Here is a 15,369-nt window from a genome sequence, read left to right on the forward strand (position 1 = left end):
CGACGTCGTCCGACTCCCTTCAGGGTTGGCGGGGCCGTCCTCCCCCATGCCCACCCTGGGCCGTGACCGGATCGGGGGGCGCCCCCCCCCCCCCCCCCCCCGGGCCGCCTGCTCCTCGGCCTCGCGGGCCGACAGCCACGCCCTGGTCATCGCCGTGCTGCCGCTCGCGGCGCGCCGCTGCGCCTCGCCCAGCAGTGCGCAGGCCTGGTCATGGCGACCCTGGCTGGCCGTCTGGTAACTCTCGTAGCCGAGCACGCAGGCCCACAGGCCGTGGTCGTCGGCGTCCCGGGCGGCCTCGATCGCCACCCGGTAGTAGGCCGTCGTCGCCGGCAGGTCGTTCATGTCGAAGGACAGCCAGCCGGCCAGCGCCGCGGTCTCCCCGGCGGTGGAGGTCAACGCCCGGCGCACCGGTGAGCGCCCGGCGGACTCGAGCACCTGGCTGATCCGTCCGAGATGCTCGGTGACCCGCTGCATCAGGATGCGGGCGGGTACGCGCTCCTCGAGCCCGTACAGCCCCGCTGTGCGCTGGCTGAGCTCCTCGACCAGCTCCGGGGTGACGCTGACGCGCCGACGCAGCGCGGCGGACAGCCGCTCCCAGGGCTGGGTGTCCGTGGCGGCACCCATCGGAACCACCGCCACACCACCCGCCGCGGCGAGTAAGCGCAGCACGTCTCGTCGCTCCACGGGAATGCCGTGGGTGTCGATCACGTCGGCCTCGGGGTGCAGGACCATCGCGGCACCGGGCACCTCGTTCGGCGCCGGCCGAGAGCCGGCCGGACCTGCCGGGCTGACACCTCGGCCGAATTCCGCCCGCATTACCGCGCTGGCTGTCGGCAGCGCGTCGTCGTCCACGAATCCGAGTTCGACCGAGGACCGACCGAATAGGGCGCGCAGCAGCCGCTGATAGCGGAGACTGGGTTTCTTGTCGCCCTTCTCCCACTTGCAGATCATGTTGCCGGTCACCCCGGCCTCGCGGCCCTCGTGGATGACCGAGAAGCGGCGGATCTCGGTGGCGAGCCGTTCCTGGGACCAGCCGCGTTCCTCGCGGCTCAGCCGCAGCCGCGCGTTGGGGGTGCGCGCGGCCGGCCCGCGGCCCGATCGTGGTACCTCGTCGGTGGGGGCTCCGGAGGCCGCGGGTGCCCGGGAAGCTGCCGAAGGTCCGGTCGTGAGCTGCATCGGGGCCTCCGAAGTCAATCGGTTGACTCCTGGAGCTTAACCCTCAGTGAGATAAGTTGGTCATACTCTGTGTGGTCCCTTGCGGACCAGTTCCGGGAAGGATGTGGTCCGCGTGGCGCGCGCCCGGTCCGTGCGCCCAAGTCCGGCGCCGCCTTCTATGGTGAGTGCGTGAGAGCCGGACCCCTCGACCGACATCCCAGCCCGCCCGGATCCGGCCAGCCCGCCCGGCCGCTGCGCGCGTGGCAGCGTGCCGCGCTGGAGATCTACCGCTCCCGGTCATCGTCGGGCGCGCGGGACTTCCTCGCGGTGGCGACCCCGGGCGCCGGCAAGACGACCTTCGCCCTGCAGGTCGCCGCCGACCTGCTGGCCACCGGTGAGATCAGCCGGATCACGGTCGTCGCGCCCACGGAGCACCTCAAGCGGCAGTGGGCGACGGCCGCCGCCGCGGTCGGGATCGACCTCGACCCGGACTTCCGCAACGCGGCCGGCGCGACCTCGTCCGACTACACCGGCGTCGCGGTGACCTACGCGCAGGTCGCCGCCCACCCGGCGCTGCACCGGGCGCGGACCACCGCCCGGCGCACCCTGATCGTGCTCGACGAGGTCCACCACGCGGGGGACGCGCTGTCGTGGGGCGAGGCGATCCGCGAGGCGTTCACCCCGGCGACCCGTCGCCTCGCCCTGACCGGGACCCCGTTCCGCTCGGACGTGAGCCCCATTCCGTTCGTCACCTACCTGCCCGGGCCCGACGGTGTCCTGCGCAGCGTCGCCGACTCCTCCTACGGCTACGCCGACGCGCTGCGCGAGGGCGTCGTGCGCCCGGTGCTCTTCCTGGCCTACTCGGGGGAGATGTCCTGGCGGACGAGCGCGGGCGCGGAGCTCACCGCCCGGCTTGGCGAGCCGCTCAACGGCGAGCAGACCGCCGCCGCCTGGCGCACGGCGCTCGACCCGGGCGGGAACTGGATGCCGGCGGTCCTCGCCGCCGCGGACACGCGGCTCTCCCAGGTGCGCGCGGGTGGCATCCCGGACGCGGGCGGCCTGGTCATCGCCTCCGACCACACCTCCGCCCGGGCCTACGCGGGCCTGCTGGCCCGGATCAGCGGGATCTCGCCGGTGATCGTCCTGTCCGACGACCCGACCGCCTCGGCGAAGATCGAGTCCTTCCGGCGCTCGTCGGACCGGTGGATGGTCGCGGTGCGGATGGTCAGTGAAGGCGTGGACGTGCCGCGCCTCGCGGTCGGCGTGTACGCCACCTCCGCCTCGACCCCGCTGTACTTCGCCCAGGCGGTCGGGCGCTTCGTGCGTGGCCGTGGCCGCGGGGAGACCGCCTCGGTCTTCCTTCCGAGCGTGCCGACGCTGCTGGCGCTCGCCGGGGAGATGGAGGTCCAGCGCGACCACGCGCTGGAGAAGCAGCCGAAGGATCCCGACGCCTTCGACGACGACGCGCTGCGCGAGGCCAACCGCCGCCGCGACGTTCCCGACCAGCCCGACACGCTGTTCACCGCGCTCGGCTCCTCCGCCGAGCTCGACCGGGTGATCTTCGACGGCGGCGAGTTCGGCGCCCCCGCGGCGTCGGGCTCCGTCGAGGAGGAGGATTTTCTGGGCCTGCCCGGCCTGCTCGAGCCCGACCAGGTCGCGTCGCTGCTGCGGCAGCGGGAGGCCGACCGGCAGGCAGCCGCGCGCCGCGAAAGCACCCGGGCTGCGGCCGCCGCGCCGCCGGCCGCCGCCGCTGTGCCCGCCGCCCGGGAGGCGGACGAGCCGCGTCCCAGGCACGAGGTCATCGCGGAGCTGCGGCGCGAACTGAACCGGCTGGTCGGCGCACACTTCCACCGCACCGGCAAGCCGCACGGGATGATCCACGCCGAGCTGCGGCGCTCCTGCGGAGGCCCGCCGAGCGGCCAGGCCACCGCGGCGCAACTGCAGGCCCGCATCGACGTGATCCGCCGCTGGGGCGGCTAGGCCCCCGTCGATCCTGGCGGTTTCGGTAGCCGGCCGATCCCGTCTCCCACGCGTGGGAACAGGGCTCCCGAGCCTCCCCCGGCCCCTTGATCGCTACTTCCTGCGACGGGGTTGCGTGGCTGAGCGGCGCCACCCGGGCGGGCGAACGGATGCCCGGGTGGCGCCGCGGGCTCAGCCGCCCTGGGTGATGGTGACGGAGAGGATCTTCGCCTTGCTGGCGGGGGCGCCGTCCGAGCCGCCACCCTCGACGCCGGGCCTGGTCAGCTTGTCGAGCACGTCCAGCCCCTTGGTGATCTTTCCGAAGACGGTGTAGCCGCCGGCCAGCGCTGCCGCGCCCTGCTGCGTCGGGTTGGCGTAGTTGATGAAGAACTGGCTGCCGTTGCTGTTCGGGGCGGAGCTGTGCGCCATCGCGAGCACGCCGCGGTCGTAGGTGACGCTCTCGGTGTTCTCGTTGGCGTAGCCGTAGCCGGGGCTGCCGCTGCCGGTGCCCGTCGGGTCGCCGCACTGCAGCACCGAGATGCCGGCCTGCGCGCCGCCGGTCTGGCGGTGGCAGGTGGTGTCGTCGTAGTACTTCGCGTCGGCCAGCGTCCGCAGGGCGTGCACGGTGCACGGCGCCCTGCTCGCGTCGAGGCTCGCCGTCATCGTCCCGGCGCTGGTGTTGATCACCATGGTGGCGGGGGACCTGTCGACGGTGGCGGCCGCCTTCGGCAGGGTCGCACCCCGGGATGCCTCCTCGCCGTTGGCCGTGTACACGCACGAGCCGACCTTGCTCGTGGCGGCGGCCGGCGCCGCCGACGCGCTCGGGTCGGCCGCGGCCGCGGTGGTCGGGTCGTCGTGATCCTTGCTGGTGAGCAGGATCGCGGCGATCGACGACGCCGCGACCACGACCACCACGAAGGCGGCCACGATGCCCAGGCGTTGCTGGCGCCGCCGCCGAGCCTGCACCCGTCGCTGGGACTGTCGCGCCGCGCGGGCCTCGGCCAGCTCGCGCTGGCGTCGCTCCTTCGAACTGGTGGCCACCGTCGCCGGTCTCCTCGTCGTCACCTGAACACCTGAACAGTCGTCAGCTGAACAGTCGTCGCCTGCATCTCCGTGCACCGTAACCGCTGGCGCATCGGGAAGGGGCACGGCCCGGTGCCCGCCGCCGCCACGGTAAACGCCATGGCGCCGCCCACCGGGGACGGTACGGTCTGCGAGCAGCATGCCGCGTCATGCTGTGCGTCAACTGTGCGACGGACCCCGCCGGGACCGGACGGCCGCGTGGCTGTCCTCGGCGTGGGGGGGGGGGGCGGCGCCGGGGGGGGGGGGGGGGGGGGGGGGGCGGGGCCCCCCCGGGGGGGCCCCGCCCGGGGGGGGGGGGGGGGGCCCGGCGGCGATCGGGCGTGATCGCTGCGGCCAGCACCGCGGTGGTGGCCGTTGCGGTGGTGGTAGGCGTGACCCACACCTCCGGCTGGCCGCGGGTTCGACAGCGGTTCTTCTCCGGCACGGAGATCGCCGCCGCCTGGCCGGCGGCCCGTCACGGCATGGCCGTCAATCTTGAGCTGTTCGCCGCCTGCGGGCTCGCGGCCGGTGCCCTCGGCCTGCTGGTGGCACTGCTGCGGACCCTCGCCGGCCCGGTGTTCCTGCCGGTGAGACTGCTGGCGGCGGTCTACACCGACCTGTTCCGCGGGCTGCCGGTGATCCTCGTTGTCTATCTTGTCGGCTTCGGCGTGCCGGCGCTGCGCCTGCGCGGCTTCCCGTCGGACCCGCGGGTACTCGGCGGGGCCGCACTGGTGCTCACCTACACCGCCTACGTGGCCGAGGTCTTCCGGGCGGGCATCGAGTCCGTCCATCCGAGCCAGGTCGCCGCGGCGCGCTCCCTCGGGCTGTCCCACGCCCAGACGATGCGTCGGGTCGTGCTGCCGCAGGCAGTCCGGCGGGTGGCGCCGGCGCTGCTCAACGACGCGATCAGCCTGCAGAAGGACTCGAGCCTGGTCTCCGTGCTCGGTGTCGTGGACGCGGTTCGCGCGGCCCAGATCGCCACCTCGGCGCATTTCAACTACTCGCCGTACGTGCTCGCCGGCCTGATGTTTCTTGCGATCACCGTGCCGCTCACCCGGGTCACCGACCACCTCGCGGTTCGCGCGGCCCGGCGCCGCGGCGACCGTCGTGCGGGAGGTGGGCCGTGACGACCGCCACCGATCCGCCGGTACTGAGCGTGCGGGGCCTGGTGAAGCTCTACGGGGACGCCGTCGTGCTGCGCGGCGTCGGCTTCGACGTGCGGGCCGGGCAGGCGGTGGTGCTCGTCGGCGGCAGTGGGTCGGGCAAGTCGACGCTGCTGCGCTGCCTGAACCTCCTGGAGACGGTCGACGACGGGGAGATCCTGCTGGCCGGTGAGGAGATCACCGACCCGCGGGTCAACGTCGACCGGGTACGCCGAAGGATCGGTGTGGTGTTCCAGTCCTACAACCTGTTTCCGCACCTCACGGTGCTGAAGAACGTCATGCTGGCGCCTGTTCTCGTCCACCGGATGCCGCGCGAGGCCGCTCGCGAGCGCGCTCGGGCGCTGCTGGACCGGATCGGGCTCGCGGACAAGCTGGACGTGTACCCCGATCGCCTCTCCGGGGGGCAGCAGCAGCGGCTGGCGATCGTGCGGGCGCTGGCAACCGAGCCGTCGCTGCTGCTGTTGGACGAGATCACCTCGGCACTTGACCCGGAACTCGCCGGTGAGGTGCTCGACCTGGTCGGCGAGCTCAAACGGGAGGGCATGCCGATGGTGCTGGCCACGCACGAGATGGCCTTCGCCCGGGAGCTCGCCGACGAGGTGCTGGTTCTCGACGACGGCGCGGTGATCGAGCGGGGTGCGCCCGAGCGGGTGTTCGGCGACCCTCGGCAGGCGCGCACCCGACGGCTGCTCGCCGGCGCCCGACAGACCCGCGGCTCTGGCCGCTGAACCGGACCAGCGGGTGCTGGTGGGCGAGCGCGAGGGCCGCCGCCCTCGTCGACCGGGCGCGGCGACTAGCCCTCGCGGGGCAACGAGTGGACAGGAAGTGGCCATGGTTCCCCGGCGGGTCGAGGGCCCTGGCCGAAAAATCGCCACTCGAATGTTGCGTAACGTCCGCGTTGCCGTAACCATGATTGCCCGTGATGACCTATGAAGATGTGGTGAAGGTGTCCGACCCGGTCGAGCGGGCTGCGCTGGCCGACTCCCTGATGTGGGCAGATCATCCGCGCCGGCTCGAGCTACGCACGGTCCGCGGGATAGCACTGCGCGAGGCGCTGGATTCCGGCCTGGCGCCTGAGGACGTCGCCCGGCGGCTGGTTGTGACAGCGGCGGACCTGAGCTGGATGGCCGCGCCGGCCGCACCTGCGGCGGCCTGACCGCCGAGGTGGACGGACAACGGCGTCCTTCCGCCCGACGACGGCCGTCGGGACTGGCGGTCCTCGAATTCCCTTCGGATTCTTGCGTATAACCGACGTTCCTCATCGGAAAACGTCGTACGAGTGCCCGGAGTAGGGCGTGACTGCGCCGCCGACTCCTCGCCTCGCCGATCGCGCCGCGGCCCGTCCGCAGTGTCGACGATCTCCTCTCGCACACGACCCCGAGCGCTGCCTCGCGCCCGTGGGGCTGCCGGTCGCTGCCAGCCGGGGCCCGCTGCCGGGCTGCGGCCACGGCGCGCCGCCGGCCGAGCCCGTCGAACATCACGTGCGGAGTGACGCCGAGCGATCTCTCGCCGCGGTGGGAGGGCGCCCGCGCCGGCCGCGTCGCGGGCCGGGTGAGCGGGGATGGCAGGTGAACAGACATAGAAAGATCGCCTCCGGTACCGGATCAGGGGCACCCAATCGTCATTCGCCCGCACCACACCGGGTGGTGCGGACGGCTACACATCGACTCGTTCTTGCTGTTCGCGGGAAACGGCTGGGGGAGTGGCGGTGTGCGACGACGTCCCGAGGATAGCCCGAGCGAATGCGGATGTCGAACACCGGTTCGAATTCGGGTGGCTGTCGGGATGCTCTTGAAGAAGTTGTTGTGAAAGGGCGGAGTTCGGTAGCCGTGTCGGCGATGAACCCGTCGGTGTTGCGGGTGCGTCAGGCTCGTCCGCGGGTGTTTAGGCCGACCGTCCCGGCCCGACCGATGATCCGTCTACGACGTGCGTCGCGGCGGGTATGATCGGCGCCATGGGTCCAGGTCCGCCCGGTGGTGTTTGGTCGGCCTGGCGCCGCGGCAGCGATGGTGCTCTTTTCTTGTGTTGTTGAGGTGAGTCGTGAGTACAGGTAAGGTTCTCCGGTTCGATCAGGTGCGGGGCTACGGCTTCATCGCGCCCAGCGACGGTGGCGACGACATTTTTCTTCATGCCAACGACCTTCTCGTCGAAAAGCATCTGGTCGTTCCCGGGGCCCTCATGGAGTTCAAGGTTGAGGAGGGCGAGCGCGGACTGAAAGCAAGCTCGGCTCGAATCGTCAGTGCTGCGCCGCCCTCGCCGCCAGTGTCCGTGCGGACGAGTTCGGGCGCGGATGACACCGACGGGCTGTGTGATGTGCTTCCCGTCGGAGAGCTGACCCAGGAGGTGACGGAGACGTTGCTGCGGATCGAACCCGCGCTCACGGGTCCGCAGATCATCCGGATCAGAAGTGAACTCATCCGGATAGCGGAGCGGTATGGCTGGGTGGAGAACTGAGTGGGGCGTTCCCTACAGATCGGCGCTGCCGCGCAGGCGGGTGACGGTCGCGCCGCCCACCCAGACCGTCCCGTCCTCGTCGGTGCTGATGTGCACCCGTCCCGCGCGACGCAGCACGGTGCCCTGGCTCGCGACGTAGGGCGCGCGGGCTCGTCCGGTGCGCAGCAGCCACTGCGCCACCGATGCGTTCAGGCTTCCGGTCACGGGGTCCTCCACCGTCGTCGCGCCCATGGGCATGAACGCCCGGACCTCGAAGGCGGTTTCCGAGCCGGGCGGGTACGGCCCGACCACGCCGAGGTCGAGGTCAACCGATGCCGGTCGCAGGGCCAGGACGGCGTCGGCGCTGGCGAGCAGGACGGCCACCCACCCCGGACCGTTGTCCGCGTGCTCGGCGGCGACGATGTCGGAGGGCGTGATGCCCAGCATCGCGGCGATCCGGACGAGCAGCGCGTGTTCGACCGGTCCCTGGCGGCGCAGCGCGGGTGCCGCGAACGCGAGCCCGTCCGCTGTCCGCCGCACCGGCACCAGGCCCGCCGCGCACTGCTGGACGACCCGCCCCGGTCGGACGGCGGGCTCGTGATGCTCGGACCAGGCATGACAGGTGCCGAGCGTGGGATGACCGGCGAAGGGCAGCTCGGCGGTCGGCGTGAAGATGCGGACCCGGTAGTCGGCCTCGGTGGTCGTCGGTGGCAGGACGAATGTGGTCTCCGAGAGGTTGGTCCAGCGGGCGAAGGCCTGCATCGCGACGTCGTCGAGGCCGTCGGCGTCCAGGACGACGGCGACGGGATTGCCGCCGTACGGGACCGTGCTGAACACGTCGACCTGGCGAAACGCCCGGGTGGCCATCAGAGCTTCTTGGGCTGATTCTTCGACTCCACCGCCGGGTGGGCCCCGGGGGGCGGCTCGCTGCGCACGTCGATCCCGCCCAGCACCGCGACCGCCCGGACGCGTACCACGGGGGTCGTGGGCCGCTGCGGCACAGCGGCGATCCGGACCGTCCGGCCGCCGAGGACCGACGTTCCGGTCACCTCGACGTCGACACCCTCGGGAACGATGATCTCGATTCCGCCCAGCACCGCCACCGCGGTGATCGTGATTGGCTCGGTGGGAAACGCGATCTCCCGCAGGTCCAGCACGCAACCGCCCAGGACGGCGACGGCCCGGGTGTGTCGGCTCGGGCGCCAACGGCCTTTGCGCTCGTGGCCGCTGAGTACCGCGACGGTCGAGTCGACTTCGGCCCGCACCGGCCGGGCCGGGCCGGCGGCGGTGACGGCCGCGGGCGCCCCGGCTGCCGCAGCAACCACCTCGCCCGTCGCCGGGCTCAGCGCGGGCTGGACCGGCAGGTCGGCGGTCAGCGGAGCGAAGTCGTCCCGGGTCCGGGCGGCGTAGGCGGCGCCGACCCGCCCGTCGAACTCCGCGAAGGTCAGCCGGCCCTCCGCGAGAGCCTCGCGCAGGACGCGGGCGACCTCCTCCCGTTCCGAATCGGAGACCCGAAGCGCCGGCGGTGGCGTGGGATCGGGGTTCGCGGCGGTCATGTCCCAGAGCGTAGCCAGCACAGGGACGAATCGGGAAGGACAGGCCGCGGATCGCGCCCGCCCCCGGCAATGCCGGACGCGGGCTCGGCACGCCCGCGCCTGGCTGCAACCACCACGAGTTACCGGGTGCTGCGGCCGTTCGCCGTCCATGGCGGGCCGATCGCATCCTGGTTCGGCCGGCCGGCCGGGGGCGGGGCGCTGTACCAGCTCGACGGCGCCCTGATTCCCGGCGTACCCCGCGGATGGACGTGGCCTGATGGATACAAGCACGGCTTTCTCGCCCGGGATCGCTGGGTCCGCATCCACCTCCCCCACACCGTGCGGACGGCGACGCGGGACCCGTCCGGGGCTGGCGTCGCCGCCCCCCCCGGCGGCGGGGGGGGGGGGGGGGGGGGGGGGGGGGCCCCCCCGGGGGGGCGGGGGGGGGGGCCCCCCCCCCCCCCCCCCCCGGGGGGGGGGCGGGGGGGGCCCGGGGGGGGGGGGGGGGCCGCCGCCCGCGCGGGCGGCGCGGGTCACGGGCGAGGGTGTTCACGTACCGAGACTTCGGCGCCTGTGCTACTTTTCCCCCGTAGATACGGCGAAATTCTTCTGTTAGTTCCGCAGATGCAGATCGCCGTCAATTTCCGGGGGTGCGGTCATCGAACGCGGACAATCTGGGGGCTCGGCCACCTCATCCGAGGTCGCTGACCGATTGCACGCTCCCGGCGGTCGTGCGGTGCTGTGGCTGTTGCTGACGGTTGTGCTGTTGGCGTCATCGGCATTTGGTGTGCTGCTCCTGCTCGGTCCGTTCGTGAAGTCGCTCGGCGGCAGCGAGGCGACCTACGGTGCGCTGTGCGCGTCGGCCGCGGTGCCGACCGCCATCGCCCTGGCGTTGCTGCTGCGGTTCCCGCGGACGGTGCCGCCGCACCTGCTGGTCGGGGGGGCCTGCGCGGTCTACGCCGCCGCCGCCGCGCTGGCCGCGAGCGTGCACTCCCGCGGCGCCGTCCTCGTGATCGCAGCGGTCGTGCTGGGCACGGCCTGGGCGGTGACGTACACGGCGGCTCCCATGATCGCGTCGGACCTGGTCTTCGACCGTGACCGGGCCACGGTGATCGGCTACGCGACCGGGACGATCCAGGCGGGGTTCGGCATCGGGCCGGTGCTCGGCAACGCGCTGCGTGACGCGGGCCTGTCCTACCAGCAGGTCTTCCTCGTCGGCGCCGGGCTGGCCCTGGCCGCCGGGCTGCTCGTCGTGCCCCTGGCCACCCAGTTGCGCCGGCTGCCACCGGTCCCGGCAGCGAGCGGGGCGAGCGGGGCGAGCGGGGCGAGCGGGGCGAGCGGGGCGAGCCGCGAGACGCCGGCCGGCGAGGCGGCCGGGCCGCCGCGCGGCGGGCGGGCCGTGCTGCGTTCCCCGAGTGTCGTGCCGCTCACGATGGTGCTGCTCAGCGCGTGCGTGTTCACCACGATGAACAGTTTCCAGACCACCTTCGCGGACAGCCGGCACCTCGACTTCGACGTCTTCTACGTGACGTACACGATCGCCGTCATCTCGGTGCGGCTCGGGCTTGCTCGGATGCTCTCGGACAGCGCCTCCGACCGGGTCGTCGCCGTGACCACTGTCGGCATGACGGCGGCGTCGGTGGCGTTCGTGTTCGTCGGTTCGAACGTGGTGCTGTACTGCCTGGCGTCGCTGCTGCTGGGCTGCACCTACGGGCTGGGCCTGCCGGCGTTCCAGGCCCGCGCGGTGAACCTCGCCGGGCCGGCGGAGCGGGTCCGGATGCTGCCGATGGCGGGGCTGTTGTTCGAGGTCGCGATCCTCGCCTTCCCGCTGGTCGCGGGCGCGGTGGTGCACGCCTACGCCTACCGGGGGCTGTTCGTGCTGCTGATCGCGATCACGAGTGTGGTGCTGGTGCTCGGTCAGCTCCGACCTCGGCGGGAGCCCGTGGCCGTGGCCACGGCGCCGGGCGCGGCGGCCACGGTCGGCGGCGAGGGATAAGCGGCGAACGGTGAAGCGGTAAAGCGGCGAGACGACGGGTCGAGGGGGACGGATGTATTTTTCGGCGAGCTACGGCGAGGCACGGCAGCGGTTCCTGGCCGCCGCCGGGGAACGCGGCGCGCACCTCGAGTCGTTCCCCCTCGACACCGCCGGCGGCGCGCGGGGCGAGGCGCTGAGTACCGACGTGGCCCGGCTCGGCGCGAGCAGCGGACGGGCCGCGCTGGTCCTCGTCAGCGGCACGCACGGCACGGAGGGCTTCGCCGGCTCGGCCTGCCAGCTGCGCGCCCTGCACGAAGCGGCCTGGCCGGCGGACCTGCCCGTGGTGCTGGTGCACGCCCTCAACCCGTTCGGTTTCTCGTACCGCCGCCGGGTCAACGAGGACAACATCGACATCAACCGGAACTTCATCGACCACGACGAGCCCCCGGGCGATCGCGGCTACAGCGCGTTGCATCCCTTCCTGCTGCCCGCCGACTGGGACGGCCCCGCGCACGCCGACGCCGACACCGGGCTGTTCGCGGCGGCCGACCGCCTCGGGCTGCGCGCGGTGCAGCAGAGCATCACCGGCGGCCAGTACACCCATCCCGACGGCCTGTTCTACGGCGGGGCGGAGCCCTGCTGGTCGAACCGCACCTGGCACGCCATCATCCGCGCCTACCTGACCGGCTACGAGCGGGTCGCCTACATCGACCTGCACACCGGCCTCGGCGAGCGCGCCGCCGCCGAACCGATCTTCCGTGGTGGACTGGACGCGCGGGCACCGCAGCGGGCCAGGGACTGGTACGGCGCGGCGCTGACCGACTCCGACGAGGGCACCTCCAGCTCCACCCCGATCGGCGGCAACTCGGCCCGCGCGGTGGTCACGGAACTCGGCGACGCCGAGATCACCGCCATCACCTGCGAGTTCGGCACGCAGGACGGCCTGACCGTGCTGCGCGCCCTGCAGGCGGACAACTGGCTGTGGCAGCAGCGGGACCCGGTGGACGGGTCACTGCGCGCGCGCATCGGCGACCTGATGCGCGAGGCGTTCGACCCGCCGGACGAGCAGTGGCGCACCGACGTCCTCGACCGGGGAATGACGGTGATCGGCCAGGCGGCGGCCGGCGTGCGAGCGGAGGCCGCCTACGGACGCCAGGCGGGTTGCCGTGAGTGAGTGGAAAACTCGCCTTTCCGATTCAGGTCTGCCATGCGGTGAGGGCCTTCCGCGCGGCGAGCGTGTGCGGATGCTTCGGGCCAAGCACCCGCGTCCGGTCGTCGACGAGATCGGTGAACCCCGCGACTGCTCCGGCGACATCACCTGATCTGCCCCGCCATTCGGCAAGGCTGTGCCGGCTGGCGAGAGTGTCCGGATGATCCGCGCCAAGTACCCGCAGTCTGTCGGCCAGTAACTCTGTGAATGCAGCCGCGGCACCTGCGGCGTCACCAGCGTCGCCTCTCCACCTGGCGAGGCTGTGCCGGCTGGTTAGGGTGTCAGGATGGTCGGAACCCAGGACGCGTATCCGATCGGCCAGCAGTTGCGCAGTCGCGGTGGCGGCTCCAGCGGGGTCTCCTGACTCGCCTCGCCAGTAGGCCAGGCTGTGCCGGTTCGCGAGCGTATCGGGGTGGTCGGGCCCAAGGATCCGTAACCTGTCGACAAGAAGATCCGCGAAGGCCTTCGCCGCCCCGGCGGAGTCTCCGGCCCTCCCACGCCAGTAGGCGATACTGTGCCGGGTGGCCAGGAGATCCATGTCGTCCGGGCCAGGGGGATATTCTGGCTCGGGCGCGGGGTCAACGAGAGCGGAGACGTCCCCTCGCCAGTAGGCGAGACGGTGCCGCACCGGAAGATGCGCGGGCGAGCTACTGGCGGCTTGCTGCAGTTGTAGGTCGAGTAGTGCGGTGAATTCCATCAGAGCTGCGGCAGCGTCCCCCGCATCCCCACGCCACCGCGCGAGGCTGTGCCGTGCACTGATCACATTAGGATGCATCGGACCAAGTGTCCGTAGCATCTCAGTCAATAACTCCTTGAAAGCGGCAACAGCTCCAATGGCGTCCCCGGACTCGCCTTGCCATCGGGCCAGATCGTGCCTGAGGGCCAATGTGTCGGGATGGCCTTTCCCGAGTTGGCGCGCGGACGTACCTGAGAGTTGTTTGTAGTAGCTCCGAGCTGCAGTCACCTGCCCGCTGCGGCCAAAGCTTGTGCCTGCGAGGAAGAGAAGCGGATGCGCATGGGAGCCGAACATCGCACTCTCGGCGCAACGCATAAGCGCGAGAGTATTGATCCGCATGACTCGTCCGAGTGCAGCATCGATCTCAGACGCCGGCCAGGCGGCGGCCAGGGCATCGGCCACCACCCTGCCACACCGGTCGAATTGGTGAGGATTCATTTCGTCCCGGGCTGTGCGCTGAACGAGTTGATGCACGCGTACTGTCTGGAGCGGATCATTCGAATTGTGGTCTACAAGACTTAGGCGATACAGGACACGGAGTGCCCGAATGACCTCGGGTGCGCTCACTCGTAGCGATTCCGAGTAGGGGCTGAAAAGTCTGATGCGATAGGTGGCCAGATAGGCGAGTATCGGCTTGCTCGTAAGAACGGCCCCCGGAACGCCGTTGGGGTCGAGCATCGCCGCGACTTGTAGCAGTGGCCGAGCTAGGGCTGCCGGGGCCAGCGCCTCGGCGCGTTCCAGGGATAGCGACCAGGTTGTGGCGACTGGGATCTGCTGGTCGTCGGGCAGCGATTCGGTGTCTGGCAAGAGATGTAGAAGCCTTGAGGTCCGCTGGGCCAGCAGGCGACGATAGGATAGGCAGTCCAGATCGGTGTCGACGATGTATGCTGCGGCCTGGGAAAGTGCGAGAGGAAGGAAACCCAGCGCGGCTGCGAGTGCGACAAGTTCGGTCGTTGGTTCCCGCCGCCGGTGCTGGGCCAGGAACTGGGTCAGGTACTCGACCGCTTCCTTCTCCCGAAAGAGACCAACCTCCACCAGGTGGCCACGGCCTGTAAGGGCCGCGTCGCGGCGGCGGGTGGTCAACATAGTCCGGCCGTCCGGGCAGGTGGGTGGCCATAGGCCGCGAATGTCTGCCGGGCTGGAGATGTCATCCAGGACGACAAGCCATCGGATCGTGTGCGATCCCTGCCTGGGCTGCAACCACGCCAAGAATGCCTGGGCAGCTTCCTCCGGAAATTCAGGATTGGCATGACATAGTGCTGCACCGGCCCGTGCGTATTCCGAAATAATAGAGGATCTATCGCTAGCGGTTATCCATATAAGAAGGTCTAGAGAGCCGCTTGCCCAGGCGGTGCGTGCGTATTCGGCGGCTAGCTGAGTCTTGCCCACTCCGCCCATACCGGTGAGGACCTGCGACAGTACGGCGGTGCCGCCATCATCAACCGCCGCCCGAAGATGGTCCATCTCATCGCGGTGCTGGAAGACCATGGCTCGTGCTGGGATCCCGCCAATCTGGCGAGGCAGCGTGGGTCTCTCCAGGCCGGGCGCCACGGCGATTTCGAAGGTTGAAATATTGAGCTGCTCGACGTGGCCACTGATCGCCACACCGCCGTGCGCGGCGATCGCGTCTCCGGTGCGTGAGACTCTGGTCCGTGCTGGCGTGTCCGGGTGGCCGGGTTGACCTCGGTCGGCCTGCCTACGCTTCCTCCAGGCCACTGCCCCTCGCCCTCCTCCGCGGCCACGCCACGACGGCGGATCGGTCAGCTGTAATCGACTCCGCTCACGGCCTGGCTGTCCGCCCCGGTGGCAGTCGCACTTCCGGTTCGACGCGCGGTCACCTGCCGCTGGCCTCGGCCTGGGGGCCGCCGAATGCCGCTGACGGCTCTGCCTCCGTCGGCGGCATGAGCATCACCGGTCCCCGTCACGCGATCCTGAGTTGAATGCCCAGTGTTCTGTAACAGACTCCAGCCGAGCGTGATGAAGCCAACTGCGGCCTGAAGTGATGCACCAACCGCCTCACCTGCGCCTGGACTATCCAACAGCCAGACAAGCGGTGTAGTCGCTATGGCGCAATGCCACTCGGTTAAGGAGGAGGGGTGTTCGTCCATCCCGACACGCCAACACCCGATCCCTTTCCGGTC

13 protein-coding genes are annotated in these 15,369 nt (G+C 71.2%); 8 read left to right on the forward strand and 5 right to left on the reverse strand.

The window, feature by feature from the left end; genetic code table 11:
* Window positions 1-1,176 (reverse strand): helix-turn-helix domain-containing protein (locus tag MXD60_RS26865; protein ID WP_248822485.1); only part of this gene is annotated, 1,176 nt, incomplete at its 3' end.
* 168 nt (window positions 1,177-1,344) lie between these two features.
* On the opposite strand from MXD60_RS26865, the gene MXD60_RS26870 reads away from it, so the two are divergent.
* Complete coding sequence (locus tag MXD60_RS26870) at window positions 1,345-3,135, forward strand: DEAD/DEAH box helicase (RefSeq protein ID WP_248822486.1); 1,791 nt, start codon at window positions 1,345-1,347, stop codon at window positions 3,133-3,135.
* A 171-nt stretch (window positions 3,136-3,306) separates the two neighbouring features.
* On the opposite strand, the gene MXD60_RS26875 is transcribed toward MXD60_RS26870, so the two are convergent.
* Window positions 3,307-4,155 carry a peptidylprolyl isomerase gene (locus tag MXD60_RS26875; protein ID WP_248822487.1) on the reverse strand — a complete coding sequence of 283 codons (849 nt, stop codon included), beginning with the start codon at window positions 4,153-4,155 and terminating at the stop codon, window positions 3,307-3,309.
* Window positions 4,156-4,395: 240 nt separating this feature from the next.
* On the opposite strand from MXD60_RS26875, the gene MXD60_RS29585 reads away from it, so the two are divergent.
* The 5 genes from MXD60_RS29585 (at window position 4,396) to MXD60_RS26895 (ending at window position 7,793) form a co-directional block, all read left to right on the forward strand.
* The gene (locus MXD60_RS29585) at window positions 4,396-4,521 is read left to right on the forward strand and encodes a hypothetical protein (RefSeq protein WP_308222624.1); all 126 of its coding nucleotides are present in this window, start codon (window positions 4,396-4,398) and stop codon (window positions 4,519-4,521) included.
* On the forward strand, window positions 4,518-5,303 hold the full coding sequence (locus tag MXD60_RS26880) for an amino acid ABC transporter permease (protein ID WP_248822488.1): 786 nt from the start codon (window positions 4,518-4,520) through the stop codon (window positions 5,301-5,303). The genes MXD60_RS29585 and MXD60_RS26880 overlap by 4 nt, the downstream gene beginning before the upstream one ends.
* Entirely contained in the window at window positions 5,300-6,067 is a 768-nt protein-coding gene (locus MXD60_RS26885) for an amino acid ABC transporter ATP-binding protein (protein ID WP_248822489.1), read from the forward strand. The genes MXD60_RS26880 and MXD60_RS26885 overlap by 4 nt, the downstream gene beginning before the upstream one ends.
* 194 nt (window positions 6,068-6,261) lie before the next feature.
* Window positions 6,262-6,495 carry a hypothetical protein gene (locus MXD60_RS26890; RefSeq protein ID WP_248822490.1) on the forward strand — a complete coding sequence of 78 codons (234 nt, stop codon included), beginning with the start codon at window positions 6,262-6,264 and terminating at the stop codon, window positions 6,493-6,495.
* A gap of 884 nt (window positions 6,496-7,379) precedes the next feature.
* Window positions 7,380-7,793 carry a cold-shock protein gene (locus MXD60_RS26895; protein ID WP_248822491.1) on the forward strand — a complete coding sequence of 138 codons (414 nt, stop codon included), beginning with the start codon at window positions 7,380-7,382 and terminating at the stop codon, window positions 7,791-7,793.
* 12 nt (window positions 7,794-7,805) lie between these two features.
* On the opposite strand, the gene MXD60_RS26900 is transcribed toward MXD60_RS26895, so the two are convergent.
* Window positions 7,806-8,639: a PhzF family protein gene (locus MXD60_RS26900; protein WP_248822492.1), complete on the reverse strand. Its 834-nt coding sequence runs from the start codon at window positions 8,637-8,639 to the stop codon at window positions 7,806-7,808.
* Window positions 8,639-9,328, reverse strand: coding sequence for a DUF1707 SHOCT-like domain-containing protein (locus MXD60_RS26905; RefSeq protein WP_248822493.1), 690 nt, complete (start codon window positions 9,326-9,328; stop codon window positions 8,639-8,641). Before MXD60_RS26905 ends, MXD60_RS26900 begins: the two co-directional genes overlap by 1 nt.
* Window positions 9,329-10,043: 715 nt before the next feature.
* Between MXD60_RS26905 and MXD60_RS26910 the strand changes: the two genes are divergently transcribed.
* Both MXD60_RS26910 and MXD60_RS26915 read left to right on the forward strand, forming a co-directional pair.
* Window positions 10,044-11,303 (forward strand): MFS transporter, encoded by a 1,260-nt coding sequence (locus tag MXD60_RS26910; RefSeq protein ID WP_248822494.1) that lies wholly within the window; start codon window positions 10,044-10,046, stop codon window positions 11,301-11,303.
* Between the two features lie 52 nt (window positions 11,304-11,355).
* Complete coding sequence (locus tag MXD60_RS26915; RefSeq protein ID WP_248822495.1) at window positions 11,356-12,456, forward strand: M14 family metallopeptidase; 1,101 nt, start codon at window positions 11,356-11,358, stop codon at window positions 12,454-12,456.
* A gap of 22 nt (window positions 12,457-12,478) precedes the next feature.
* Here MXD60_RS26915 and MXD60_RS26920 read toward each other — a convergent pair whose 3' ends face one another.
* Window positions 12,479-14,833 (reverse strand): tetratricopeptide repeat protein, encoded by a 2,355-nt coding sequence (locus tag MXD60_RS26920; protein WP_248822496.1) that lies wholly within the window; start codon window positions 14,831-14,833, stop codon window positions 12,479-12,481.
* Window positions 14,834-15,369: the final 536 nt, after the last annotated feature.

The sequence above is a fragment of the Frankia sp. AgB32 genome (assembly GCF_023243045.1).
GTDB lineage: Bacteria > Actinomycetota > Actinomycetes > Frankiales > Frankiaceae > Frankia.